We start from the raw sequence: 24,867 nt of genomic DNA on the forward strand, positions 1-24,867 counted from the left end.
CGACAGCAACGCGGATGTGAAGGGACGGAGCGGCATTGCAAACCGGGATGTGGCTTCTGATCATTCTGGTATTGCTGCTGGTCGGATTGGCCTTGGCCTCGACCTATCGCCTCGTCATGCTGCGTCGCGGCGGCACCGCCGCCCTGCTGCGGGTCCTGCCCGCGCGCGGACACGGCGGCGGCTGGCGGCACGGCCTGATCCGCTACGACGAGGACACGCTCCTCTTCTACAAACTCTCCAGCCTGAAACTCGGCCCGGACTCCACCATGCGGCGGCTCACCATCGAGGTGGGCCCGCGTCGCTCCCCGGCCGACGACGAATACGACATCATGACCGACGAGGTCATCGTCATGGTGTCCGACGGTGACGGCAACTACGAGCTGGCCCTGGACCGCGGCGCCATGGCGGCCTTCCTGTCCTGGGTGGAATCGCGCCCGTCCGAGCGCATCCGCCGCCGCCGCGCCGGATAGCCCGATACCGAGAGCGATAGTGTGACCCTGTGAGCGTTCACTTGACGCGGATCTACACGCGAACCGGCGACGACGGCACCACCGGACTGAGCGATTTCTCGCGGGTGGCCAAGACCGACCCGCGGCTGATCGCGTATGCCGACTGTGACGAAACCAATGCGGCCCTCGGGGTCGCCATCGCGCTCGGCCGGCCGGACACGCGGATTCTGGCTGTGTTGCGTTCCATACAGAACGACTTGTTCGACGCGGGCGCGGACCTCTCCACCCCCGTCGTCGCCGACCCCAAGTACCCGCCGCTGCGCATCACCCAGGACTACATCGACCGCCTGGAGAAGTGGTGCGACGAGTTCAATGAGCCTCTGCCGCCATTGAATTCGTTCATCCTGCCCGGCGGCACCCCGCTGGCCGCGCTGCTGCACACCGCGCGCACCGTGGCGCGACGCGCCGAGCGTGCGGCCTGGGCCGCGGTGGCGGCGCACCCGGACGACACCAACGTATTGCCCGCCAAATACCTCAACCGCCTGTCCGACCTGCTGTTCATCCTCGGCCGGGTCGCCAACCCGGACGGCGACATACTGTGGCGGCCGGGCGGAGACGCCGCGAGTGCGGGAGAGGACCACTAGGCTGACCCCCGTGAGTGAACGGTTTCTGGTGACCGGGGGCAGCAGGCTCGTCGGTGAGGTCGCGGTGGGCGGCGCGAAGAACAGCGTCCTCAAGCTGATGGCTGCCGCGTTGCTGGCCGAGGGTACGACCACCATCACGAACTGCCCGGACATCCTGGATGTGCCGTTGATGGCGGACGTGTTGCGCGGTCTCGGCTGCGATGTGGTCATCGAGGGCGGCACGGTCCATATCGCGACCCCGCCGGAACCGAAGTACCACGCGGACTTCCCGGCGGTCACCCAGTTCCGCGCCTCGGTGTGCGTGCTGGGTCCGCTGATGGCGCGCTGCAAGCGGGCCGTGGTGGCGCTGCCCGGTGGCGACGCGATCGGTTCGCGTCCGCTGGACATGCACCAGCAGGGTCTGCGCCTACTCGGCGCGACCTCGGAGATCGAGCACGGCTGCCTGGTGGCCCGGGCCGAGGAGCTGCAAGGCGCCCGGATCCGGCTGGACTTCCCCTCGGTCGGCGCGACCGAGAACATCCTGATGGCCGCGGTGCTCGCCGAGGGCGAGACCGTCATCGACAATGCCGCGCGTGAGCCGGAGATCGTGGATCTCTGCAACATGCTGAACCGGATGGGCGCGAAGATCGCCGGGGCCGGCACCTCGGTGCTGACCATCCAGGGCGTGGAGAAGCTGGCCCCCACCACCCACCGGGTGATCGGCGACCGCATCGTCGCCGCGACCTGGGGCATCGCCGCCGCCATGACCACCGGTGACGTGCGGGTGACGGGCATCAACCCCAAGCACCTGTCCCTGGTGCTGGACAAGCTGCGCTCGGCGGGCGCCCGAATCTCGTTCGAACCGGATGGTTTTCGCGTGGTGCAGGCGGATCGCCCTCGCGCCGTGAACTTCTCGACCCTGCCGTTCCCGGGCTTCCCCACCGACCTGCAGCCGATGGCCATCGGCCTGGCCGCGATCGCGGACGGCACCTCGATGATCACCGAGAACATCTTCGAGGCGCGCTTCCGTTTCGTCGAAGAGATGATCCGGCTCGGCGCGGACGCCCGCACCGACGGGCATCACGCTGTGGTGCGCGGTATTCCGCGACTGTCCTCGGCGCCGGTGTGGTCCTCCGACATTCGGGCCGGCGCGGGTCTGGTGCTCGCGGGTCTGGTGGCCGACGGTGTCACCGAAGTCCACGATGTCTTCCACATCGACCGGGGTTACCCGTCTTTCGTGGAGAACCTGCGCGGGCTCGGAGCGGAAATCGAACGCGTCGGAACCTCCGACTGAACGGCCGGTGTCGGGACGTGTTCGCGAAAACCCGTCCTGAACAGGCGATTTGACATGAGAACAACCAACACGTAACTTATTCCAGGTCAGAGCGACACGGACACCGACCCGGGCCCCAGAGGCTAGGGAAACGAGGTAGTACGAGGAGCGCCTGATGATCACATTGGTTCGGCAAGATCAGCGGATTTGGTTCTGCTGGGAGGGCTGAGCTAAGCTTCAAAAGCAGCCTCACCGACAAGCGGGATGAAAGTTCCGGGATGTTGGTGTGTGCGTGTGTTCTTTGAGAACTCAATAGTGTGTCGATGAATGTCAGTGCCAAATAATATATTTGGTTCCAATCATTCTCACCCCCGTGAGGGTGGTTGGACATTTAAGTCGGTCATTTTCCGACCGACTAATTTTGCTAGGTTTTCGGACTCTGGTTCGAGATACTTCTGATTCGCTCTTCGGAGCGTGTCTAGAGTCTTCAACGGAGAGTTTGATCCTGGCTCAGGACGAACGCTAGCGGCGTGCTTAACACATGCAAGTCGAGCGGTAAGGCCCTTCGGGGTACACGAGCGGCGAACGGGTGAGTAACACGTGGGTGATCTGCCTCGCACTCTGGGATAAGCCTGGGAAACTGGGTCTAATACCGGATATGAGCCTGGACTGCATGGTCTGGGTTGGAAAGGTTTACTGGTGCGAGATGGGCCCGCGGCCTATCAGCTTGTTGGTGGGGTAACGGCCCACCAAGGCGACGACGGGTAGCCGACCTGAGAGGGTGACCGGCCACACTGGGACTGAGACACGGCCCAGACTCCTACGGGAGGCAGCAGTGGGGAATATTGCACAATGGGCGAAAGCCTGATGCAGCGACGCCGCGTGAGGGATGACGGCCTTCGGGTTGTAAACCTCTTTTGACAGGGACGAAGCGCAAGTGACGGTACCTGTAGAAGAAGCACCGGCCAACTACGTGCCAGCAGCCGCGGTAATACGTAGGGTGCGAGCGTTGTCCGGAATTACTGGGCGTAAAGAGCTTGTAGGCGGTCTGTCACGTCGATTGTGAAAACTTGCAGCTCAACTGCAAGCTTGCAGTCGATACGGGCAGACTAGAGTACTTCAGGGGAGACTGGAATTCCTGGTGTAGCGGTGAAATGCGCAGATATCAGGAGGAACACCGGTGGCGAAGGCGGGTCTCTGGGAAGTAACTGACGCTGAGAAGCGAAAGCGTGGGTAGCGAACAGGATTAGATACCCTGGTAGTCCACGCCGTAAACGGTGGGTACTAGGTGTGGGTTTCCTTCCACGGGATCCGTGCCGTAGCTAACGCATTAAGTACCCCGCCTGGGGAGTACGGCCGCAAGGCTAAAACTCAAAGGAATTGACGGGGGCCCGCACAAGCGGCGGAGCATGTGGATTAATTCGATGCAACGCGAAGAACCTTACCTGGGTTTGACATACACCGGAAAGCCATAGAGATATGGCCCCCCTTGTGGTCGGTGTACAGGTGGTGCATGGCTGTCGTCAGCTCGTGTCGTGAGATGTTGGGTTAAGTCCCGCAACGAGCGCAACCCTTATCTTATGTTGCCAGCGCGTAATGGCGGGGACTCGTGAGAGACTGCCGGGGTCAACTCGGAGGAAGGTGGGGACGACGTCAAGTCATCATGCCCCTTATGTCCAGGGCTTCACACATGCTACAATGGCCGGTACAGAGGGCTGCGATACCGTGAGGTGGAGCGAATCCCTTAAAGCCGGTCTCAGTTCGGATCGGGGTCTGCAACTCGACCCCGTGAAGTTGGAGTCGCTAGTAATCGCAGATCAGCAACGCTGCGGTGAATACGTTCCCGGGCCTTGTACACACCGCCCGTCACGTCATGAAAGTCGGTAACACCCGAAGCCAGTGGCCTAACCCTTGTGGAGGGAGCTGTCGAAGGTGGGATTGGCGATTGGGACGAAGTCGTAACAAGGTAGCCGTACCGGAAGGTGCGGCTGGATCACCTCCTTTCTAAGGAGCACTTCTCCAGATGGTGTCTCGAACAGTCGAGATCGCCTCTGGCAGAGACAGTTTCGGACTCACATGTAGTCCGGCTGGAGCTCATGGGTGGAACACTGACAACCTCTTCTCATCAAGTTCGGTCCCATGTGGCCGGCAGAGCAGATATATCGACACACTGTTGGGTCCTGAAAGAACAGACGTTCTTTCCAGGCAAAAAACGACGAGACTTCCTCCGCGTGTCATACCGCGGGAAATTCTTCCCGGCTGGTGCCGCAGTAGCGAGAGAGTCTTGTGTGTTGTTTGAGAACTGCACAGTGGACGCGAGCATCTTTGTTAGTAAGTGTGTAAGAGCGTACGGTGGATGCCTTGGCACCAGGAGCCGATGAAGGACGTAGTAGGCTGCGATAAGCCTCGGGGAGCTGTCAAACGAGCTGAGATCCGAGGATTTCCGAATGGGGAAACCCAGCACGAGTGATGTCGTGTTACCCGCGCCTGAATATATAGGGCGTGTGGAGGGAACGTGGGGAAGTGAAACATCTCAGTACCCACAGGAAGAGAAAACAACAGTGATTCCGTGAGTAGTGGCGAGCGAAAGCGGAAGAGGCTAAACCGGTTGTGTGTGATAGACGGCAGTCGTTGCATAGCCGGGGTTGTGGGACCCATCTTCCCAATTCTGCCGAATTGGGCATGAGTAAGAAACCAAGTTGTTAGTCGAATTGGTCTGGGATGGCCAACCGTAGACGGTGAGAGTCCGGTAGACGAAAACATCTTGGCTCATGTGGTGGGCACCCGAGTAGCAGCGGGCCCGTGAAATCTGCTGTGAATCTGTCGGGACCACCCGATAAGCCTGAATACTACCTGGTGACCGATAGCGGACTAGTACCGTGAGGGAAAGGTGAAAAGTACCCCGGGAGGGGAGTGAAATAGTACCTGAAACCGTGCGCTTACAATCCGTCAGAGCTGTAATAGGTGATGGCGTGCCTTTTGAAGAATGAGCCTGCGAGTCATCGGTGTGTGGCAAGGTTAACCCGTGTGGGGGAGCCGTAGCGAAAGCGAGTCCGAATAGGGCGCCCTGAGTCGCACACTATGGACCCGAAGCGGAGTGATCTACCCATGGCCAGGGTGAAGCGACGGTAAGACGTCGTGGAGGCCCGAACCCACTTAGGTTGAAAACTGAGGGGATGAGCTGTGGGTAGGGGTGAAAGGCCAATCAAACTCCGTGATAGCTGGTTCTCCCCGAAATGCATTTAGGTGCAGCGTCGCGTGTTTCTCACCGGAGGTAGAGCTACTGGATGGCCTAGGGGGCCCACAAGCTTACCGAAGTCAGCCAAACTCCGAATGCCGGTGAGTGAGAGCGCGGCAGTGAGACTGTGGGGGATAAGCTTCATAGTCGAGAGGGAAACAGCCCAGATCGCCGGCTAAGGCCCCTAAGCGTGTACTAAGTGGAAAAGGATGTGGAGTCGCGAAGACAACCAGGAGGTTGGCTTAGAAGCAGCCACCCTTGAAAGAGTGCGTAATAGCTCACTGGTCAAGTGATTCTGCGCCGACAATGTAGCGGGGCTCAAGTACACCGCCGAAGCCGCGGCACTCAGACATACAGATCGCCTTCGGGCCAGTCGTCTGGGTGGGTAGGGGAGCGTCGTATGGCCAGGGAAGCGGCGGAGTGATCCAGCCGTGGAGGCCATGCGAGTGAGAATGCAGGCATGAGTAGCGAAAGACGAGTGAGAAACTCGTCCGCCGAATGACCAAGGGTTCCTGGGCCAGGTTAATCCGCCCAGGGTGAGTCGGGACCTAAGGCGAGGCCGACAGGCGTAGTCGATGGACAACGGGTTGATATTCCCGTACCCGTGTATCCGCGCCAAATATCGAATCAGTTGTGCTAAGTGCCCAAATGCGGTCTTATCGAGCCTTCGGGCGAGAGGGAACGCGGCTGCGCATGACCCTGGCTGTAGTAGGTAAGCGATGGGGTGACGCAGGAAGGTAGCTGGGCCAGGTGATGGAATACCTGGTGTAAGCCTGTAGGGCGTCTGGTAGGCAAATCCGCCAGACATGTAGCCTGAGAGGTGATGCGTAGCCGATTGAGGCGAATTCAGTGATCCTATGCTGCCGAGAAAAGCCTCTAGTGAGTTGGTACACGGCCCGTACCCCAAACCGACACAGGTGGTCAGGTAGAGAATACTAAGGCGATCGAGATAACTGTGGTTAAGGAACTCGGCAAAATACCTCCGTAACTTCGGGAGAAGGAGGGCCCGGTCTGGTGAACACCCTTGCGGTGGGAGCTGGGTTGGGTCGCAGAGACCAGTGAGAAGCGACTGTTTACTAAAAACACAGGTCCGTGCGAAGTCGTAAGACGATGTATACGGACTGACGCCTGCCCGGTGCCGGAAGGTTAAGAGGACCGGTTAGCTCTTCGGAGCGAAGCTGAGAATTTAAGCCCCGGTAAACGGCGGTGGTAACTATAACCATCCTAAGGTAGCGAAATTCCTTGTCGGGTAAGTTCCGACCTGCACGAATGGCGTAACGACTTCTCAGCTGTCTCAACCACAGACTCGGCGAAATTGCAGTACGAGTAAAGATGCTCGTTACGCGCGGCAGGACGAAAAGACCCCGGGACCTTCACTATAGCTTGGTATTGGTGTTCGGTACGGTTTGTGTAGGATAGGTGGGAGACTGTGAAGCGGGCACGCCAGTGTTCGTGGAGTCATCGTTGAAATACCACTCTGATCGTATTGGACCTCTAACCTCGGACCCTGATCGGGTTCAGGGACAGTGCCTGGTGGGTAGTTTAACTGGGGCGGTTGCCTCCCAAAATGTAACGGAGGCGCCCAAAGGTTCCCTCAGCCTGGTTGGCAATCAGGTGTTGAGTGCAAGTGCACAAGGGAGCTTGACTGTGAGACCGACAGGTCGAGCAGGGACGAAAGTCGGGACTAGTGATCCGGCACCGGCAAGTGGAAGCGGTGTCGCTCAACGGATAAAAGGTACCCCGGGGATAACAGGCTGATCTTCCCCAAGAGTCCATATCGACGGGATGGTTTGGCACCTCGATGTCGGCTCGTCGCATCCTGGGGCTGGAGTAGGTCCCAAGGGTTGGGCTGTTCGCCCATTAAAGCGGCACGCGAGCTGGGTTTAGAACGTCGTGAGACAGTTCGGTCTCTATCCGCCGCGCGCGTTAGAAACTTGAGGAAGGCTGTCCCTAGTACGAGAGGACCGGGACGGACGAACCTCTGGTGTGCCAGTTGTTCCGCCAGGAGCACGGCTGGTTGGCCACGTTCGGAAGGGATAACCGCTGAAAGCATCTAAGCGGGAAGCCTGTTCCAAGATGAGGTTTCTCACCCCCTCGAGGGGGTAAGGCCCCCAACAGACCATTGGGTTGATAGGCCAGAACTGGAAGTGCGGTAACGCATGGAGGTGACTGGTACTAATAGGCCGAGGACTTACCAACAAAGAAGCTACGCGTCCACTGTGCAGTATCTGAAACAACACACAGATCCTGCTGTTCCCGTTGGGAATGGGTGCTCGAGGGCCAGGCCCTCGATCCTCCCTTTCCCCGCGGAACGCGGGGTGTGACAGTTTCATAGAGTTACGGCGGCTATAGCGGTGGGGAAACGCCCGGTCCCATTCCGAACCCGGAAGCTAAGGCCACCTGCGCCGATGGTACTGCACTCGACAGGGTGTGGGAGAGTAGGACACCGCCGGAACATCATTCGCGAAGGCCCCCAGCATCTGCTGGGGGCCTTCTGCGTATTCTGATGTTTCCCGGGTATCTCCCGGGTATGTACCCACAGGGAGTTCCCAGCCGAAAACCAGTCCCGGCTGGATGAGAAAGACAATGATCGACAGCATGGTCCTCGCGCCCGCGCCTCAGCGGCCCGTCACCGCCCGCCGCTTCCGGTGGTCAGCCCTCTGGCTCCCCGCCACCTACAGCTACGTGGGTGTGCTGATGGCGGTGGCTGTCGCCCTGACCATGGTGAGCGCTCCCCGTGAGACGCGAATCCTGCTGCACGCCAGCACCAACTTGCACAATCTCACCAACGGCCGCTTCGGCACGTTGTTCTCCAGCGCCTTCCTGGTCGGTGAGGGCGCGGCCACGGTCTTCTTCATCGTCCCCATGCTGGCCTGCCTGCTCGCGTTGGCGGAGCGCAGGCTCGGGGCTGTGAAGCTTGTGCACACTTTCTTCGTGGGCCATATCGGTGCGACCGTCCTGGTCGCGCTGGGCCTGTGGGTGGCTGTGCAGTCGCAGCTGATCCCCGGCAGCATCGCCATGGCCCAGGACGTGGGCGTCAGTTATGGCTCGATGACCGTCGTGGGCGCCCTGGTGGCCGTGCTGCCGCCGCATCGCCGGTGGGTGTGGGCGGCCACGTGGCTGTCGTTCGCGTTGGGCGGGGTGGTGCTGTGGCACACCTTCACCAATGTCGGTCACTTCCTGGCGCTGTGCCTGGGGCTGGGGATCGGGCGGTTGACGATTCGCCGGCAGGGCGGTGCGGTGCGGCCGTTGAACGTTCCGGAGTACCTGTTGCTGGCGGGCGGGTCGCTGTTCGCCTGCCTGATGCTGCTGGGCTGAATCCGGCGCCGCCGGGTCGAGGCCGCGTCACCGCGGCCGCCGCCCGGTCACTAGACTCGACCGGTGCGCCTTGTGATTGCTCGTTGCCAGGTCGATTACGTTGGCCGTCTGACCGCCCATCTGCCCATGGCTCGTCGTCTGCTGATGATGAAGGCCGACGGTTCGGTGCTGGTCCATTCCGACGGTGGTTCCTACAAGCCGCTCAACTGGATGAGCCCGCCGTGCTGGCTGGAGGAGGGGGAAACCGATTCGGAGACAACCCAACTGTGGGTGGTGTCCAACAAGGCCGGTGAGGAACTCCGGATCACGGTCGAGGACATCGAGCTGGATTCCAAGCACGAGCTGGGCGTCGATCCCGGGCTGGTGAAGGACGGCGTCGAGGCGCACCTGCAGGAGCTGCTGGCCGAGCATATCGAGACCCTCGGCCCCGGGTACACCCTGATCCGCCGCGAGTACATGACCGCCATCGGCCCGGTCGACATCCTTTGCCGGGACGCCGACGGCGCGACGGTGGCGGTGGAGATCAAGCGGCGCGGCGAGATCGACGGCGTCGAACAGCTCACCCGCTACCTCGAGCTCCTCAACCGCGATCCCCTGCTGGCCCCGGTGGCCGGTGTCTTCGCCGCCCAGCAGATCAAGCCGCAGGCGAAAACCCTTGCCGCCGACCGCGGTATCCGCTGCCTCACCCTGGATTACGATGCCCTGCGCGGCACGGACTCCAGCGAATTCCGGCTCTTCTAGGGTCATGCCCCGGCGCAAGCCCCGCCCCAAGGATTCGGCGCGATCCCATCGGGATCCGCGCCCCCTGGGCGACGTCTTCGGCCGCACCGAGCCGGGCCCCGGCACCGACGAATCCTTCATCGTCCGAACGGTTCCGGGCACTCGAGCCACCAAGCCCTACCGCTGTCCCGGCTGTGATCACGTGATCCCGCCGGGCACTCCCCATATCGTCGCCTGGGCGGCGCTCGACGGCGAGGACGACCGCCGCCATTGGCACACCGGCTGCTGGAAGGGCCGCAATACCCGCACGATCACCCGCCGCTGGTCCTGAGTCCCCTAGTCGGAATGGCCCAGGTCATCGCGCCCCAGGAATTGGGGGAGATCGATTGCGGTCACACGTCTTTCCCACTGGTTAAGCTCCCGAGCTGAAGTTCGAATGTGTTCCAAGGGAGTCCGGGATGAAGAAGAAGCGAATCGGGTTGGCGCTGGGGGCCTTTGCGGCGGTGGCCGTGAATCTTGCGGGAAGCCCTCTCGCCGTAGCGGATTTTCACGACATGCTTGTGAACGCCACTGGTCACGGACACTCGGAGTCCGGGATGTATGCGTGGTCAGTCGCCGTGGATGTGACGTGCGATCCAGCCGCGTCTCCTATCGCTCCGCCGGTCTACTTCACTGACAATGGGCAACCCTTGGCCGGCAATCCCGTGGCGGCAGGAACCGGGAATCCTCCGCTGGTTCCCGCCTGTGTTTTCAACGGTGTCGTGTATCTTTCCCAGACCCAAACCGCTTTCAAGCCGACGACTCTCGGCGTTCATCACGTCGTCGCGACGCAGTACAAGCCGGATGGGTCGGTGCTGAGCACGATGTCACAGGACGTCGATGTCACGGCGCTGCCCTGCGTCTACTCGGTCGGCAGCGCCCAGTACCCATTCGGTTGTCAATGACCGGAAGGCGCTGAGCGGCATAAGGAAGGCCGCTTCCCGGTTGGGAAGCGGCCTTCGTACGGCTTCGGGTTGTCGCCCGGTGGAGTGGATTAGCCCGAGATGTCGGCGTTCTCGCGCTCGTCGACGAGGTCCTCGTCGTCCTGCGCCTCGGAGATGGCCTTACGGCCGCCCTTGGCGAGGGAACGCTGTTCCGGTGCGCCGTCGAGGAGTTCGCTTTCGCGGTTGACGGCGGCGAGCATGGCCGGGACCGAGTCGAGCTGGCCGCGGATGCCGAGCAGCTGGGCCAGGACGCGGCCGCGGAGGACACGCATTTCCTCGGCGAGTTCCTTGGCGTGCGCGATCTTCCGATCAGCGGTGTTGGTCGCCGAGGTGATGAGGCGGTTGGCCTCGTCGGTGGCGTCCTTGATGCGCTGGGCGGCCTCGGCGCGGGAGGTGGCCTCGAGCTCCTCCATGGCGCGGGTCAGCTTGGTGCGCCGCTCCGCCATGGTGACCTCGAAGTCCTGCTGCGTCGCCTTGCGCTTGGCGTCGGACTCCTTGGTGAGGCGATCGGCCTCGGCGTTGGCCGCCTCGACGATCTTGGCGGACTCGGAGCGGGCGTTGGCGAGAGTCTGCTCGAATTCGATTTCGAGAGCTTCGCGCTTCTCCTTGGTCTCGGAGAGGAGCGATTCGTACTTCCCACGCATTTCGGTGGCCTGCTGCTCGGCGATCGAGATCATCTCGGCGGCCTCGGCCTGAGCCTGGGCGCGGACCTCGGAGGCCTCGTCGGAGGCCAGGCGCAGCATGCGGGAGATGCGATCGGACATGCCTTCGGCGGTCGTCGGCGGCACGGACAGCCGGTCGACTTCCTTACGGAGCTCGTCGATCTCGTCCCGGGCATCCTCGAGCTGGGCGGCCAGGTTGCGGGCCTGGGCGGCGGCGGCATCGCGGTCGGTGGCGGTGACCCTTAGCTCGGCATCGAAACGGTCGAAGTAGTTACGCACCTCGTCACGGTCATAACCCTTCCGCACAACGGTAAAGGGCAGCGCGACGAAGCGATTGCGATCGGGCTCAGTGGACGACATGCCCCACAAACTACAGCCTGACCGTCGCGGATGGTGACCCGACCGCGAATGTTGTTACGCCCTCTTTAGGAGGGCGGAACACGGTACTAGTGAGTAGTTTTCGCGGCCGGTTCGACGAGTTCGACCAGCACACCGCCAGCATCCTTGGGGTGGATGAAATTGATGCGGGAACCAGCGGTTCCACCACGCGGCTCTGCGTACAGCAAACGCAAGCCCCGTTCACGAAGTTGCGCGGAAACCGCCTCGACATCGGTGACGCGGTAGGCGAGCTGCTGCAGGCCAGGACCGTTTCGGTCGATGAACTTGGCGATGGTGGACTCCTCGTTGAGCGGAGCCAGCAACTGGAGAGCGACCGAGCCCTCGGGCGTGCCGGGGACCGACAGCATGGCCTCGTGGACGCCCTGCGACTCGTTGATCTCGCGGTGGGTCTCCACCATGCCCAGATTGTCGCGGTACCAGGCGACCGCGGAATCCAGGTCCGGCACGGCGATTCCCACGTGATCGACGGCCACGACGTATTCCGACGGGATGAATGCGGTGTTCTCGGTAGTGCTCACAGCAGTGACGGTAGCGCGCACCCGCATACCCCCGCCGAAGTGCCTGGAGTTACCGTGGAGTACGGCTCCGATGGTTGGCGGGGCCGTGACGACACACAGTAAGTGAGGCCCCACGTGACGACTACCTCCGTGATCGTGTCCGGTGCGCGCACCCCGGTGGGTCGCCTGCTCGGGTCGCTGAAGGATTTCAGTGGCTCCGACCTGGGCGGCATCGCCATCAAGGCGGCGCTGGAGAAGGGCGGGGTGGCGCCCGATCAGGTCGACTACGTGATCATGGGCCAGGTCCTCACCGCCGGCGCGGGCCAGATCCCGGCCCGGCAGGCCGCGGTCGCCGCGGGGATCCCGATGGACGTCCCGGCGCTGACCATCAACAAGGTGTGCCTGTCCGGCATCAACGCAATCGCCCTGGCGGATCAGCTGATTCGCGCCGGTGAGTACGAGATCGTGGTGGCCGGCGGCCAGGAGTCCATGACCAACGCCCCGCACCTGCTCGAGAAGAGCCGTGAGGGCTTCAAGTACGGCGACGTGAACCTGCGCGACAGCATGGCCTACGACGGCCTGTACGACATCTTCACCGACCAGGCCATGGGCGCGCTCACCGAGCAGCGCAACGACACCGACAAGATCAGCCGCGAGGAGCAGGACGCCTTCGCCGCCGCCTCGCACCAGAAGGCGGCCGCGGCCTGGAAGAACGGCCTGTTCGCCGACGAGGTCGCGCCGGTCTCCATCCCGCAGCGCAAGGGCGACCCGATCGTGTTCGCCGAGGACGAGGGCATCCGCGCCGACACCACCGCGGAGTCGCTGGGCAAGCTGCGGCCGGCCTTCCGCAAGGACGGCAGCATCACCGCCGGTTCCGCCTCCCAGATCTCCGACGGCGCGGCCGCCGTGATCGTCATGTCGAAGGCCAAGGCCGAGGCGCTGGGCCTGAGCTGGATCGCCGAGATCGGCGCGGCCGGCGTCGTCGCCGGTCCCGACTCCACCCTGCAGGACCAGCCCGCCAACGCCATCGCGAAAGCCTGTGCCAAGGAAGGCATTTCGCCGGCCGAGCTGGACCTCGTCGAGATCAACGAGGCCTTCGCCGCGGTCGGCATCGCGTCCACCCGCACGCTGGGCATCGACCCGGAGAAGGTGAACGTCAACGGCGGCGCCATCTCCATCGGCCACCCGCTGGGCATGTCCGGCGCCCGCATCGTGCTGCACCTGGCCAACGAGCTGAAGCGCCGCGGCGGCGGCGTCGGCGCGGCCGCCCTGTGCGGCGGTGGCGGCCAGGGCGACGCCCTGATCATCCGCGTGAAGTAGCGCGCCTCCCGCACGACCGAAAGGCCCCGGCTCCACTGGAGCCGGGGCCGTTGTCGAGGTTGGCCCGTGTTCCCGCCTTGGGTGCCCTCGGACACAGGCCACGGCTCGCGGCCTTCGGGGGCCAGGGCTTGGCGCCGCTCGCACCTCTGGCGGTGTGGAGTTCGGCCCCCGCACCTGACCTTGTGGGGTTCGGGGGCGCGGCCCCCGGAAATCCCTCCCGAACGCTGAAAGCGTGTGACCAGCTCCACTACGGGGCGTCGTAGCCGGTCGGGCAGAATGGGGGGCATGGGTGATCTGTTCGACCTGTCCACGGTCGCGAAGCGTGTGCGTTTCTTCGGCCTGCTCGAGGTGCCGTCCTGGGTGCTGCTGTTCATCGGCTCGGCCCTGAAGCGCGCCGACGCGCTGGGCATCGCCGATCAGCCGATCAAGTGGCCGGTGATGGTGTTCGGCATGCTGCACGGCGTCGTGTTCCTGGCGTACGCGATCAACTGCCTGCTGGCCTCGCGTGAGTTCGAATGGCCGGGCAAGACCACGCTTCTCGCGCTGGCGTCCTCGGTGGTGCCTTTCACCTCCGTGCTCTTCGAGCGGTGGGCGATCAAGACGGGTCAGCTCGGTGAACTGAGCGGAGCCCCGGCGCCCGCCGCCGTCGCTTCGTGACAAACTGGATGGCGTGACTCGACCCGCACGCCGTCCTTCCGCCGCCGCAGCCGCCGCCATGTCGGGCGCTGTGGACCTGTCCGCTCTCAAGCAGCCGGCCGCCCCCGCGGGGGAGGTCCCGGGTGACCACGCCGTCACCGAGGCCAATTTCGAGGATCGAGTGCTGCGGCGCTCCACCCAGGTCCCGGTGGTGGTGGCGCTGTACTCGCAGCGCAGCCCGGGCAGCATCGAGCTGGTGAAGCTGCTCGAGCAGCTGGTCGGCCGCAGCGGCGGCGACTGGGATCTGGCCACCGTCGAGGCCGAGGCCAATATGCGCATCGCGCAGGCCTTCGGTGTGCAGGGCATTCCGACCGTGGTCGCGGTGGCCGCGGGCCAGCCGCTCGCCGACTTCACCGGCAATCAGCCCGAGGAGCAGGTGACGCAGTGGCTGGCCGCCGTGGTGGACGCCGTGCGCGGCAAGCTCCCCGGTGTCGGCGAGGGTGACGCCGCCGAGCCCGAGATTCCCGAGGATCCCCGGTTCGTCGCGGCCGAAGAGGCTTTGGAGCGCGGCGAATTCGACAACGCCATCGCCGCCTACCAGGACATCCTGACCGCCGAGCCGAACAATGTCGAGGCCAAGGCCGCGCTGCGGCAGGTCCAGTTCATCTCCCGCGTGCAGGATCTCGACCCGGCCGCGGTGGCCAAGGCCGACGCCGACCCGGCGGATCTGGACGCCGCCATCGCCGCGGCCGACCTCGAGATGTTCAACCAGCAGCCCGACGCCGCGTTCGATCGGCTGATCGCCCAGGTCAAGCGCACCGCCGGGGACGACCGCACCCGGGTTCGCACCCACCTGCTGGAGCTGTTCGAGCTCTTCGACCCGGCCGAGCCGCTGGTCGTGGCCGCCCGCCGCAAGCTGGCCGCCGCCCTGTACTGATTCCGAGATCAGGGAGCTCCCGGCGCGGGGATTCGGACAGAATCCCGCGGTGGGAGCTCCCTGATCTCGTTCAGAGCTTGGGCAGTCCGGCGAGCGCCGCGTCGATCCGGGGCTGGGGCAGTTCGAAATCGGGGATGTCGCCCGCCAGATAGCGTTCGTAGGCGGTCATGTCGAAGTGGCCGTGCCCGCACAGTGCCGTGAGCAGGACCTTCTCCTCCCCGGAGGCGGTGCAGCGGTGGGCTTCCTCGATGACCGTCGCGAGCGCGTGCGAGGGTTCGGGGGCGGGCAGGATGCCCTCGGTCTTGGCGAAAGTGACCGCGGCGGCGAAGCATTCGCGCTGCTGCTTGGACACCGCCTCGAACAACCCGAGCTCGTACATGTGCGAGAGCAGCGGCGACATGCCGTGGTAGCGCAGACCGCCCGCGTGTACGGGGTCGGGGATGAAGTCGTGGCCCAGGGTGTGCATCTTCATCAGCGGCGTGAAGCCCGCGGTGTCGCCGAAGTCGTAGGCGTAGATGCCGCGGGTGAACGACGGGCAGGCGGCCGGTTCGACGGCACGGATGACGGGATTCCCTCGGCCCGCGAGCTTTTCGCGCAGGAACGGCAGGAACAGGCCCGCGAAGTTGGAGCCGCCGCCGGTGCAGCCGATGATCACGTCGGGGGCGCGCTCGCCCGCCGCGGCGAACTGCTTCAGCGCCTCCTCGCCGATGACGGTCTGATGCATGAGCACGTGGTTGAGCACGCTGCCCAGCGCGTAGCGGGTGAACGGGTCGCCCGCGGCCACTTCGACCGCCTCGCTGATGGCGATGCCCAGGCTGCCGGGCGAATCCGGGTGGTCGGCAAGGATTTTCGCGCCCGCCGCGGTGACCGGGGAGGGGCTGGCGTGCACGGTGGCGCCCCAGGTCTGCATGAGGGTGCGCCGGTGCGGCTTCTGGTCGTAGGAGGCGCGGACCATCCACACCTCGCAGTCGATGCCGTATTGCGCGCACGCGAAGGCCAGCGCGCTGCCCCACTGGCCCGCGCCGGTCTCGGTGGTCAGGCGGCGGGTGCCCTCGGCGGCGTTGTAGAAGGCCTGCGGCACAGCGGTGTTCGGCTTGTGTGAGCCCGCGGGGGAGACGCCCTCGTATTTGTAATAGATGCGCGCCGGGGTGCCGAGCGCCTTCTCGAGTCGGCGCGCCCGGAACAGCGGTGTCGGCCGCCAGAGCCGGTACACGTCGATGACGTCGTCCGGGATGTCGAGGTAGCGGTCGCCGCTCACTTCCTGCCGGATCAGTTCCATGGGGAACAGCGGGGCCAGGTCCTCGGGGCCCACGGGCTGCCCGGTGCCGGGGTGCAGCGGTGGCGGCGGGGGTTCGGGCAGGTCCGGGATGACGTTGTACCACCGCCGCGGGATCTCGGATTCGTCCAGTGTGATCTTGGTGCGCTCGTCCACGGGGCCCTCCCGGGCTTGATCCGACTGTCCGTCCAGGGTGCGCCCGAAGCGGACCTGTTGGTGTGGAATTCGCCGGATTGTTCCTGGTCATGATCGATCGGAATTAGTAAGCTTGTGCGTATGATAAGCACGTATGAAGAATTGCTGGCCTCGGGAACCGAACTGCTCGCGCTGGACGCCCGCGCGGTGCGGACGAGCATCGACGTGGTGTCGGGGGTGACCTCGGGCGACCTGGACGCGGCCACCCCGTGCGCGGGCTGGGCGCTGCGAGATCTGCTGGAGCACATGATCGTTCAGCACTACGGATTCGCGGCGGCGGCCCGCGGTGAGGGTGATCTCGGACTGTGGAAGCCGCAGCCGCTGGGCGAGGACCCGGTCGGTGAATACCGCGCGGCGGCCGAGTACGCGCTGGCAGGGTTCGCCGAGCCGGGCGTGCTGGAACGGCAGTTCCCCCTCCCGGAGATCCGCGACGGCATAGTCATCCCGGGGACGCTCGCGGTGAGCTTCCACTTCATCGACTACGTCGTGCACTCGTGGGATGTCGCGCGGACACTCGGCTGGACCGTGGCATTCGACGATGACCTGGTGAGCGCGGCGCTGCCGGTGGCCGAGGCCGTCCCGCGGGGCGCGGATCGGGAGCGTCCGGGCGCGTCGTTCGCGCCGGAAGTGTCCGGCGCTCGGACCTCGGGGCTGGATCGGATTCTGGCGGTGCTGGGCCGTTCCCCCGGATGGCCGGAGTAGCGAACGGTCAGTCGCGCGGGGCCGGTGGGGCGGTCGAGAGCCAGATGGCGCTGTGCGGCGGCAGGGTGAGGGCGGCCGACACCGGGCGGCCGTGCCACGGCTGCTGTTCGGCCGGGATCGGCCCGTGGATGCCCGCGCCGCTGCCGCCGTAGGCGACGGCGTCGGTATTGAGCACCTCGTACCACGAAACCTGTTCGCACTCCGGCAATCCGATGCGGTAGCCGCTGAGCTGCCGCCCGGAGAAGTTGTACACGCAGGCGAGAATCGACCCGTCGGTCCCGTACCGCAGGAACGACAGCACATTGTTGTCGCGGTCGTCGGCATCGATCCAGGCGTACCCGCCCGGCGAGGTGTCCTGACTCCACAGCGCCGGATTCGCGACGTAGAGCCGGTTGAGGTCGCCGACCAGGGCCTGGATGCCGCGGTGCAGCGGGTTCTCCAGCTCCTGCCAGTCCAGTCCGCGGTCGTGGTCCCATTCCCGGAACTGGCCGAAGTCCTGGCCCATGAACAGCAACTGCTTGCCCGGGTGCGCCCACAGGTAGGCGAGCAGCGCCCGCACCCCGCCCGCCTTGGCGTAGTCGTCGCCGGGCATGCGGGTCCACAGCGTGCCCTTGCCGTAGACGACCTCGTCGTGGCTGATCGGCAGCAGGTAGTTCTCGCTCCAGGCGTAGGTGAGGGAGAAGGTGACCTCGTTGTGGTGCCAGCTGCGGTGTACGGGATCGCGGGCCAGGTAGCCGAGGGTGTCGTGCATCCAGCCCATGTTCCATTTCATGGTGAAGCCGAGCCCGCCGACCTCGGTGGGGCGGGTGACGCCGGGCCAGGTGGTGGATTCCTCGGCGATGGTCAGCACGCCCGGATGATGCTTGTGCACGGTGGCGTTCATCTCCTGGAGGAAGGCGACGGCCTCCAGGTTCTCGCGACCGCCGTGGATGTTCGGTTCCCAGTCCGGGCGCGAATAGTCCAGGTAGAGCATGGAGGCGACGGCGTCCACACGCAGGCCGTCGAGGTGGAATTCCTCGATCCAGTAGAGCGCGTTGGCGACCAGGAAGTTGCGGACCTCGTGGCGGCCGAAGTTGAAAACGTAGGTGCCCCAGTCGAGTTGCTCGCCGCGGCGCGGGTCGGCGTGCTCGTAGAGGGCGGTGCCGTCGAAGCGGGCCAGCGCCCACTCGTCGCGCGGGAAGTGCGCGGGCACCCAGTCCAGGAGTACGCCGACGCCCTTGCGGTGCAGGTGATCCACGAGGAAACGGAAGTCGTCGGGGGAGCCGAAGCGGGCGGTCGGCGCGAAGTAGGACGTGACCTGATAACCCCACGAGCCGCCGAAGGGGTGCTCGGCCACGGGGAGGAGTTCCACGTGGGTGAAGCCTTGGGCGAGAACGTATTCGGCGAGCTGCTCGGCGATCTCGCGATAGTCGAGACCCGGCCGCCAGGAGCCGAGGTGCACCTCGTAGATGCTGATCGGCGCGCGCAGCGGGTCGGTGCGGGCGCGTTCCCGCAGCCATTCCCCATCGCCCCAGGTGAATGCGCTCGCCGTGATCACCGAGGCGGTGGCGGGCGGCACCTCGGTGGCGAAGGCCATGGGGTCGGCGTGATCGACCACACGCCCGTCCGCCCCGTGCACCCGGTACTTGTAGAGCGCCCCGGGCCCGATGCCGGGCAGGAACACCTCCCACACGCCCGAATCGCCGAGTCTGCGCATGGGCGCGGTGTTTCCGCTCCAGCCGTCGAAGTCCCCGATCACGGCGACGCCGCGCGCGTTGGGCGCCCACACCGCGAACGCGGTGCCCGTCACCTCGCCGTCGAAGGAGGGGTAGGTCTGGGGATGCGCGCCGAGCACCTCCCACAGCCGCTCGTGACGGCCCTCCCCGAGCAGGTGCAGGTCGACGTCGCCGAGGGTGGGCAGGAAGCGGTAGCCGTCGGCCTCGACCACGATGCGCCCGCCCGGATAGGAGGCGACGATGCGGTAGTCCCACAGCTCCGGGAACGGCAGGACGGCCTCGAACACCCCGTGATCCCGGTGCGTCAGTGGATGATCCACCTCGCCGACGCGGGCCGCGACCGCGTCCGCGTGCGGGCGGAGCACCCGGATGACGGTGCCGTCCGGATGCGGATGGGCCCCCAGTACGGTGTGCGGATCGGGATGCGTGCCCGCCGCCAGCAGCAGGAGGTCACGCCGGTTCATCGGAACGATCTGCGATAGGCGAGTTCGGTGCGCGCGGCGGCCGGGACCGGCGGCAGGGTGAGGATGTGGGCGGCCGCGCGATGCGGGTCCAGGCGCACGTAATTGCTCTGGCCCCAGTGGTATTCCTCGCCGGTGATCTCGTCGGTCACCACCGGCCGGTCGTGCCATTCGCGGCCGATGGCGGGCAGATCCAGCGACACCATGCCGTGTTCGGTCCCGAACGGGTTCAGGTTCACCACGACGAGCACCGCGTCGCCGGTGGTCGGATCCATTTTCGAGAACGCCAGGATCGCGTCGTTGTCCACGTGGTGGAAGTGGATGCAGCGCACCTGCCGCAGCGCCGGGTGCGCGCGCCGGATCTCGTTGAGCCGGGTCAGCCACGGCTCCAGGGATTCCCCGCGCGCGGCCGCGGCGGCGAAATGCCGTGGGCGCAGCTGGTATTTCTCGGAGTCGAGGTATTCCTCACTGCCGGGCCGCAGCGCCTGGTGCTCGTACAGTTCGAAGCCGGAGTACACGCCCCAGGTCGCGCCGAGGGTGGCGGCCAGCACGGCCCGGATCGCGAACATGCCGGGCCCGCCGTGTTGCAGGCTCTCGTGCAGGATGTCGGGGGTGTTCACGAACAGGTTGGCGCGCGCCTCGTCGGCCTTGGCGGCGAGTTCCCGCCCGAACTCCTCGAGCTCGTGCTTGTGGGTGCGCCAGGTGAAATACGTGTAGGACTGGCTGAATCCGCGGCGCGCCAGCCCGTACATGCGGGCCGGGCGGGTGAACGCCTCGGACAGGAAGATGATCTCCGGGTGCTTCTTGTGCACCGCGGCGATCAGCCATTCCCAGAAGTCGGCGGGCTTGGTGTGCGGGTTGTCGACCCGGAAGATGGTGACGCCCAGGCCGATCCAGTGCCGGACCACGCGCAGCACCTCGGCGTAGAGCCCGTCGGGGTCGTCGTCGAAGTTGAGCGGGTAGATGTCCTGGTACTTCTTGGGCGGGTTCTCCGCGTAGGCGATGGTGCCGTCGGGCAGGGTGATGAACCATTCCGGATGCGAGGTCACCCACGGGTGGTCGGGCGCGCACTGCAACGCCAGGTCGAGCGCCACCTCCAATCCCAGTTCCCGGGCGGCCGTGACGAAGTCGAGGAAGTCGGCCTCGGTGCCCAGCCGCGGGTGGATGGCGTCGTGGCCGCCCTCGTCGGAGCCGATGGCCCACGGCGAGCCCACATCCTCGGGGCCCGCGGTCAGGGAATTGTTGGGCCCCTTGCGGTTCACCTTGCCGATCGGGTGGATCGGCGGCAGGTACACCACGTCGAAGCCCATGGCGGCGATGCGCGGCAGATCTTTGGCGGCGGTGGCGAAGGTGCCGTGCACCGGCTTGCCCGCGGCGTCCCAGCCGCCGGTGGAGCGCGGGAAGAATTCGTACCAGGAGCCGTACAGCGCCCGCTGCCGGTCCACCTGCACGGTGTGCAGCGGCCCGTGGGTCACCAACTCCCGCAACGGGGTTGCCCGCAGGATCTCGCCGGCCTCGGCGCTGAAGGCGGGCGCCACGCGCGCGGGCAGCTGGGCGTCGCTGCGCAGCGCGGCGGCCGCGGCGCGCAGGATCTGCCACTGCTGCTTCGGCACCGCGAGCGCGGCCCGGTCCAGCAGGCGCGCACCGAGCTCCAGGTCGTTGGCCAGGTCGACGGCGCTCTGCCCGACGGCCAGTTTGGCCTCGACGCCGGAACGCCAGGTGGCGATGGGATCGCTCCAGCCCTCGATGCGGAAGGTCCAGCGGCCGGGCGTGCTCGGGGTGAACGCCGCGTTGAACACGTCCGGCTCGTATTCCGGGCTCATGCGAATGCGTTGCGTGCGTGCCGAATCCGGGCCCTGCACCGCGAGGGTCGCGGCCACGACCTCGTGTCCCTCGCGCCAGACCACGGCCCGGACCGGGACCACCTCGCCCACCACGGCCTTCGACGGCCGGCCGCCGGGGATCGCGGGGGCGGTGTCATCGATGGCGATGCGGCCGGTCACGCCTTCGAACTTACCGGAGCGACTACTGCTGGCCCGGCTTGAGGAGCAGGAACAGGCCGTGCGCCTCGGCGCACAGCCGGTCGCCGTCGTGCAGGGTGGCGCGCACGAACACCTTGCGGCCCTCCTGCCGCTCCACCCAGCCGTGCACCCTCAGCTCGGTGTTCAGCGGCGTGATGGACCGGTAATCGACGTGCAGGAACGCGGTGCGGGTGACCGCGCGTGTGTTCAGCGCCACGGTCATGCCGAGCAGGTCGTCGAAGCCCAGCGCGATGTGGCCGCCGTGCGCGGCCGCATTGCCGCCCAGGTGGAAGGTGCGGAAGGTGATGCGCGCGTGCACGCCCTCGGCGCTCGCGTCGTCGATCAGGAACGGCGGCAGGGTGATATTGCCGCGCGCCGGCAGGTCGTTGCGGTGCCAGGCGGGCGCGTCCCACTCGTCGCCGACCGCGGAGTCGAGCTTGGCGTTGAGCTCCTTCAGCGTGGCGATGGCCTCGAGGGCGACCTCGTCGGTCGGGGAGGCGAGCCGGACCCGGTCCATCAGCCCGCGCACCTGCTCGATGAACTCCCCGTAGTGCGGCCCACCCCGGCTGGCGTCGCGGCCCAGGGTCTGGATCGGCCGAAACCCGCCCTCATGGTGCTCTTCGGGGGCCAGTGCCTCGACCTGCTGCTCGCTCATGTGAAACACGTTATCGGTTGCTTACCGGATGCTCCGAGTGGGGATGCCGCTGACCAGCATCAGACCCGCCCGACGGTTCGCGGCCGTCTCGATTCCGGACCGCGCTCCGCCTCCCCGCGCTCGGAGCGGGGGAGCGGAGCAGAGGAGGGAAGAATCGAGTCCTCGGGGCCGCGAACCCGCCCGGAGCGAAGCGGAGGGCAGAATAAGCACCGTGAAGGCATTGCGTCGATTCACCGTTCGTGCCCATTTGCCGGGGCGGTTGTCAGCTCTGACCGAGTTGGCGACCAATCTGCGCTGGTCCTGGCATGGGCCCGCGCAGGACGTGTTCGCGGAGCTGGATCCCCGGTTGTGGGTCGAGGTCGGCAACGATCCGGTGCGGATGCTGGGCGAGGTGCCCGCCGAGCGGCTCGACGAGCTGGCCGGGGACGAGGCCTACACGCGGCGTGTGGATGCCGCCGCCGAGGACTTGCGTGACTATCTGGCTCGGCCGCGCTGGTTCCAGAAGCAGCGGAGCGGGCCGCGCGGGATCGCCTACTTCTCGATGGAGTTCGGCGTCACCGAGGTCCTGCCCAACTACTCGGGCGGGCTCGGGATTCTGGCGGGCGATCACCTCAAGGCCGCCTCCGATCTGGGCCTGCCGCTGATCGGCGTCGGATTGCTGTACCGCTCCGGCTATTTCCGGCAGTCGCTGACCGCCGACGGCTGGCAGGCCGAGCGCTATCCGGCGCTGGACCCCATGGGCCTGCCGCTGCGGCTGCTCACCGACGGGGACTCCGGCGCGCCCGTGCTCATCCACGTGTCCATGCCGGAGGGCCGGGTGCTGCGCGCCCGGGTGTGGATCGCCCAGGTCGGCCGGATCCCGCTGCTGCTGCTCGACTCCGACATCGCCGAGAACGATCCGGAACTGCGCGCCGTCACCGACCGCCTCTACGGCGGCGACCAGGACCATCGCATCAAACAGGAGATCCTGGCCGGGATCGGCGGCGTGCGCGCGGTGCGCGCCTACACCCGCGCCAACGGCCTGCCCGATCCGGACGTCTTCCACATGAACGAGGGTCACGCCGGTTTCCTCGGCATCGAACGCATCCGCGAATTCATGGTCGCCGGAATGGATTTCGACACCGCGCTGACCGCGGTGCGGGCGGGCACCGTGTTCACCACCCACACCCCGGTGCCCGCGGGCATCGACCGTTTCGCGAGCGCGCTGGTGCGCCGCTACTTCGGCGGCGCGCACGGCGAGCGCGAATCCCCGGTACTGCCGGGCGTTTCGGTGGACCGCATCCTCGCCATGGGCCGCGAGGCCGATCCGTCGGTGTTCAACATGGCCCACCTGGGTCTGCGACTCGCCCAGCGCGCCAATGGCGTGTCGAAGCTGCACGGTGAGGTCAGCCGCGCCATGTTCGCGCCGCTGTGGCCGGGCTTCGACGCCGCCGAGGTGCCGATCGGCTCGATCACCAACGGCGTGCACGCCCCCACCTGGGCCGCGCGCGAGTGGATCGACAAGGCCCGCGAGCTGATCGGCGACGAACTGGTCGAGGAGGCCCGCGGCTGGGAACGGCTCTGCGACGTCGACCTGCGCGAACTGTGGTCCACCCGCAATGCCCTGCGCGGCGTCCTGGTCGACGAGGTGCGCCGCCGGTTGCGCGCCTCCTGGCTCGACCGCGGTGCCGCCCCGGCCGAACTCGGCTGGGTCGACGAGGTTTTCGACCCGCGCGTGCTGACCGTCGGCTTCGCTCGCCGCGTCCCCACCTACAAGCGGCTCACCCTCATGCTGCGCGACCCGGACCGGCTGCGCGCCCTGCTGCTCGACCCGGAACGCCCGGTGCAGCTGGTGGTGGCGGGCAAATCCCACCCTGCCGACGAGGGCGGCAAGGCGCTGATCCAGCAGATCGTCCGGTTCGCCGACGATCCGGCGGTGCGGCACCGCATCGTCTTCCTGCCCGACTACGACATCTCCATGGCCCGCTACCTGTACTGGGGCTGCGATGTCTGGCTCAACAATCCGCTGCGCCCGCTCGAGGCGTGCGGCACTTCCGGTATGAAGTCCGCCCTCAACGGCGGCCTCAACCTGTCCATCAAGGACGGCTGGTGGGACGAGATGTGCGACGGCGAGAACGGCTGGTCCATCCCGACCGCCGACGGCGTCCGCGACGAGCACCGCCGCGACGACCTGGAGGCGTCGGCGCTCTACGAACTGCTGGAACGCGCTGTGCTGCCGCGCTTCTACGACCGCGACCACGACGACCTGCCGGTGCGCTGGATGGAGATGGTCCGCCACACTCTGCGAACCCTGGGCCCGAAGGTGCTGGCCTCGCGCATGGTCCGCGACTACGCCGTCGACTACTACGCGCCCGCCGCCGCGGCCTTCGGCGCGGTGTCGGCCGACGACTTCAAGGGCGCACAGGACCTGTCGGTGTACCGCCGCCGCGTCGAATCCGCCTGGCCCACCGTGAAAGTCCTGCAGGTGGACAGTGCCGGGCTGCCCGACATCCCGGTGATCGGCGCGGAACTGGACCTGCGGGCCCGCATCGACCTCGGCGGCCTGACCCCCGCCGACGTCAGCGTGCAGGCGGTTCTGGGCCGGGTCTCACCCAGCGACGACCTCACCGACGTCCACAGCTTCCCCATGCAGCATGCCGGAAATGATTCCGGCGCGGACGTTTTCACCATCCGGACGCCGGTGCCGATCTCCGGTGCGGTCGGCTACACCATCCGCATCCTGCCGCACCATCCGCTGCTGGCCTCGGACGCGGAACTGGGTCTGATCGCCTCGCCCAGCCCGTAGTC

The 24,867-nt window shown here is 66.0% G+C and carries 18 protein-coding genes and 3 rRNA genes; 15 read left to right on the forward strand and 6 right to left on the reverse strand.

The genetic code is table 11. The features are described 5' to 3' along the window. Positions 1-47 precede the first annotated feature (47 nt). From ACQPYY_RS05920 to ACQPYY_RS05965, 10 genes are all read left to right on the forward strand, one after another. Positions 48-470 carry a DUF2550 family protein gene (locus ACQPYY_RS05920; protein WP_379105680.1) on the forward strand — a complete coding sequence of 141 codons (423 nt, stop codon included), beginning with the start codon at positions 48-50 and terminating at the stop codon, positions 468-470. Positions 471-499: 29 nt separating this feature from the next. Then, on the forward strand, positions 500-1,093 hold the full coding sequence (locus ACQPYY_RS05925; RefSeq protein ID WP_433592997.1) for a cob(I)yrinic acid a,c-diamide adenosyltransferase: 594 nt from the start codon (positions 500-502) through the stop codon (positions 1,091-1,093). Positions 1,094-1,103: 10 nt separating this feature from the next. Then, on the forward strand, positions 1,104-2,366 hold the full coding sequence (gene murA, locus ACQPYY_RS05930; protein ID WP_357289633.1) for a UDP-N-acetylglucosamine 1-carboxyvinyltransferase: 1,263 nt from the start codon (positions 1,104-1,106) through the stop codon (positions 2,364-2,366). Between the two features lie 466 nt (positions 2,367-2,832). Next, positions 2,833-4,349 (forward strand): 16S ribosomal RNA (locus ACQPYY_RS05935). A 325-nt stretch (positions 4,350-4,674) separates the two neighbouring features. Then, a 23S ribosomal RNA gene (locus ACQPYY_RS05940) occupies positions 4,675-7,782 on the forward strand. A 139-nt stretch (positions 7,783-7,921) separates the two neighbouring features. Then, positions 7,922-8,038, forward strand: a 5S ribosomal RNA gene (gene rrf, locus ACQPYY_RS05945). Together the 16S, 23S and 5S rRNA genes form the textbook arrangement of a ribosomal RNA operon. 131 nt (positions 8,039-8,169) lie before the next feature. Next, complete coding sequence (locus ACQPYY_RS05950) at positions 8,170-8,901, forward strand: rhomboid-like protein (protein ID WP_379100330.1); 732 nt, start codon at positions 8,170-8,172, stop codon at positions 8,899-8,901. 63 nt (positions 8,902-8,964) lie between these two features. Further along, positions 8,965-9,642 (forward strand): endonuclease NucS, encoded by a 678-nt coding sequence (gene nucS, locus ACQPYY_RS05955; RefSeq protein ID WP_433592998.1) that lies wholly within the window; start codon positions 8,965-8,967, stop codon positions 9,640-9,642. 4 nt (positions 9,643-9,646) lie between these two features. Continuing rightward, entirely contained in the window at positions 9,647-9,952 is a 306-nt protein-coding gene (locus ACQPYY_RS05960; RefSeq protein ID WP_433592999.1) for an ATP/GTP-binding protein, read from the forward strand. A gap of 127 nt (positions 9,953-10,079) precedes the next feature. After that, on the forward strand, positions 10,080-10,565 hold the full coding sequence (locus tag ACQPYY_RS05965) for a hypothetical protein (protein ID WP_433593000.1): 486 nt from the start codon (positions 10,080-10,082) through the stop codon (positions 10,563-10,565). An 89-nt stretch (positions 10,566-10,654) separates the two neighbouring features. On the opposite strand, the gene ACQPYY_RS05970 is transcribed toward ACQPYY_RS05965, so the two are convergent. Further along, complete coding sequence (locus ACQPYY_RS05970) at positions 10,655-11,626, reverse strand: hypothetical protein (protein ID WP_379100336.1); 972 nt, start codon at positions 11,624-11,626, stop codon at positions 10,655-10,657. A gap of 86 nt (positions 11,627-11,712) precedes the next feature. Next, on the reverse strand, positions 11,713-12,210 hold the full coding sequence (mce, locus tag ACQPYY_RS05975; RefSeq protein ID WP_357289341.1) for a methylmalonyl-CoA epimerase: 498 nt from the start codon (positions 12,208-12,210) through the stop codon (positions 11,713-11,715). A gap of 87 nt (positions 12,211-12,297) precedes the next feature. On the opposite strand from mce, the gene ACQPYY_RS05980 reads away from it, so the two are divergent. From ACQPYY_RS05980 to ACQPYY_RS05990, 3 genes are all read left to right on the forward strand, one after another. Next, on the forward strand, positions 12,298-13,482 hold the full coding sequence (locus ACQPYY_RS05980; RefSeq protein WP_433593001.1) for an acetyl-CoA C-acetyltransferase: 1,185 nt from the start codon (positions 12,298-12,300) through the stop codon (positions 13,480-13,482). Positions 13,483-13,767: 285 nt separating this feature from the next. Beyond that, on the forward strand, positions 13,768-14,139 hold the full coding sequence (locus ACQPYY_RS05985) for a DUF3817 domain-containing protein (protein ID WP_357289336.1): 372 nt from the start codon (positions 13,768-13,770) through the stop codon (positions 14,137-14,139). Between the two features lie 58 nt (positions 14,140-14,197). Continuing rightward, positions 14,198-15,055, forward strand: coding sequence for a tetratricopeptide repeat protein (locus ACQPYY_RS05990; protein ID WP_379102102.1), 858 nt, complete (start codon positions 14,198-14,200; stop codon positions 15,053-15,055). Positions 15,056-15,125: 70 nt separating this feature from the next. On the opposite strand, the gene ACQPYY_RS05995 is transcribed toward ACQPYY_RS05990, so the two are convergent. Continuing rightward, positions 15,126-16,487 carry a TrpB-like pyridoxal phosphate-dependent enzyme gene (locus tag ACQPYY_RS05995; RefSeq protein ID WP_433593002.1) on the reverse strand — a complete coding sequence of 454 codons (1,362 nt, stop codon included), beginning with the start codon at positions 16,485-16,487 and terminating at the stop codon, positions 15,126-15,128. A gap of 120 nt (positions 16,488-16,607) precedes the next feature. On the opposite strand from ACQPYY_RS05995, the gene ACQPYY_RS06000 reads away from it, so the two are divergent. After that, positions 16,608-17,228: a TIGR03086 family metal-binding protein gene (locus ACQPYY_RS06000; RefSeq protein WP_433593003.1), complete on the forward strand. Its 621-nt coding sequence runs from the start codon at positions 16,608-16,610 to the stop codon at positions 17,226-17,228. 7 nt (positions 17,229-17,235) lie between these two features. On the opposite strand, the gene glgB is transcribed toward ACQPYY_RS06000, so the two are convergent. Genes glgB through ACQPYY_RS06015 form a run of 3 tightly spaced genes read right to left on the reverse strand, consistent with a single transcriptional unit; the run spans position 17,236 to position 22,080 of the window. Next, positions 17,236-19,407 (reverse strand): 1,4-alpha-glucan branching protein GlgB, encoded by a 2,172-nt coding sequence (glgB, locus tag ACQPYY_RS06005; protein WP_433593004.1) that lies wholly within the window; start codon positions 19,405-19,407, stop codon positions 17,236-17,238. Further along, positions 19,404-21,407, reverse strand: coding sequence for an alpha-1,4-glucan--maltose-1-phosphate maltosyltransferase (locus tag ACQPYY_RS06010; protein WP_433593005.1), 2,004 nt, complete (start codon positions 21,405-21,407; stop codon positions 19,404-19,406). The genes glgB and ACQPYY_RS06010 overlap by 4 nt, the downstream gene beginning before the upstream one ends. Before the next feature lie 22 nt (positions 21,408-21,429). Further along, a complete protein-coding gene (locus ACQPYY_RS06015; RefSeq protein ID WP_357098629.1) occupies positions 21,430-22,080 on the reverse strand; it encodes a PaaI family thioesterase in 651 nt (216 codons plus the stop codon). A gap of 211 nt (positions 22,081-22,291) precedes the next feature. Here ACQPYY_RS06015 and glgP point away from each other — a divergent pair, with 211 nt between their 5' ends. Next, positions 22,292-24,865, forward strand: a complete 2,574-nt coding sequence (glgP, locus tag ACQPYY_RS06020; RefSeq protein ID WP_433593006.1) for an alpha-glucan family phosphorylase — start codon at positions 22,292-22,294, stop codon at positions 24,863-24,865. The last annotated feature ends 2 nt before the right edge of the window (positions 24,866-24,867 follow it).

The sequence above is a fragment of the Nocardia sp. CA-145437 genome, from assembly GCF_050956485.1.
Lineage (GTDB): Bacteria > Actinomycetota > Actinomycetes > Mycobacteriales > Mycobacteriaceae > Nocardia.

What these genes read in the sequence shown, in the direction of transcription:
- ACQPYY_RS06015 (WP_357098629.1), bottom strand. Translation starts at nt 22,080, where the DNA reads ATGAGCGAGCAGCAGGTCGAGGCACTGGCCCCCGAAGAGCACCATGAG.
- ACQPYY_RS06000 (WP_433593003.1), top strand. Translation starts at nt 16,608, where the DNA reads ATGATAAGCACGTATGAAGAATTGCTGGCCTCGGGAACCGAACTGCTC.
- ACQPYY_RS05950 (WP_379100330.1), top strand. Translation starts at nt 8,170, where the DNA reads ATGATCGACAGCATGGTCCTCGCGCCCGCGCCTCAGCGGCCCGTCACC.
- ACQPYY_RS05965 (WP_433593000.1), top strand. Translation starts at nt 10,080, where the DNA reads ATGAAGAAGAAGCGAATCGGGTTGGCGCTGGGGGCCTTTGCGGCGGTG.
- ACQPYY_RS05920 (WP_379105680.1), top strand. Translation starts at nt 48, where the DNA reads ATGTGGCTTCTGATCATTCTGGTATTGCTGCTGGTCGGATTGGCCTTG.
- ACQPYY_RS05990 (WP_379102102.1), top strand. Translation starts at nt 14,198, where the DNA reads ATGTCGGGCGCTGTGGACCTGTCCGCTCTCAAGCAGCCGGCCGCCCCC.
- ACQPYY_RS05985 (WP_357289336.1), top strand. Translation starts at nt 13,768, where the DNA reads ATGGGTGATCTGTTCGACCTGTCCACGGTCGCGAAGCGTGTGCGTTTC.
- ACQPYY_RS05970 (WP_379100336.1), bottom strand. Translation starts at nt 11,626, where the DNA reads ATGTCGTCCACTGAGCCCGATCGCAATCGCTTCGTCGCGCTGCCCTTT.
- mce (WP_357289341.1), bottom strand. Translation starts at nt 12,210, where the DNA reads ATGCGGGTGCGCGCTACCGTCACTGCTGTGAGCACTACCGAGAACACC.
- ACQPYY_RS05960 (WP_433592999.1), top strand. Translation starts at nt 9,647, where the DNA reads ATGCCCCGGCGCAAGCCCCGCCCCAAGGATTCGGCGCGATCCCATCGG.
- glgB (WP_433593004.1), bottom strand. Translation starts at nt 19,407, where the DNA reads ATGAACCGGCGTGACCTCCTGCTGCTGGCGGCGGGCACGCATCCCGAT.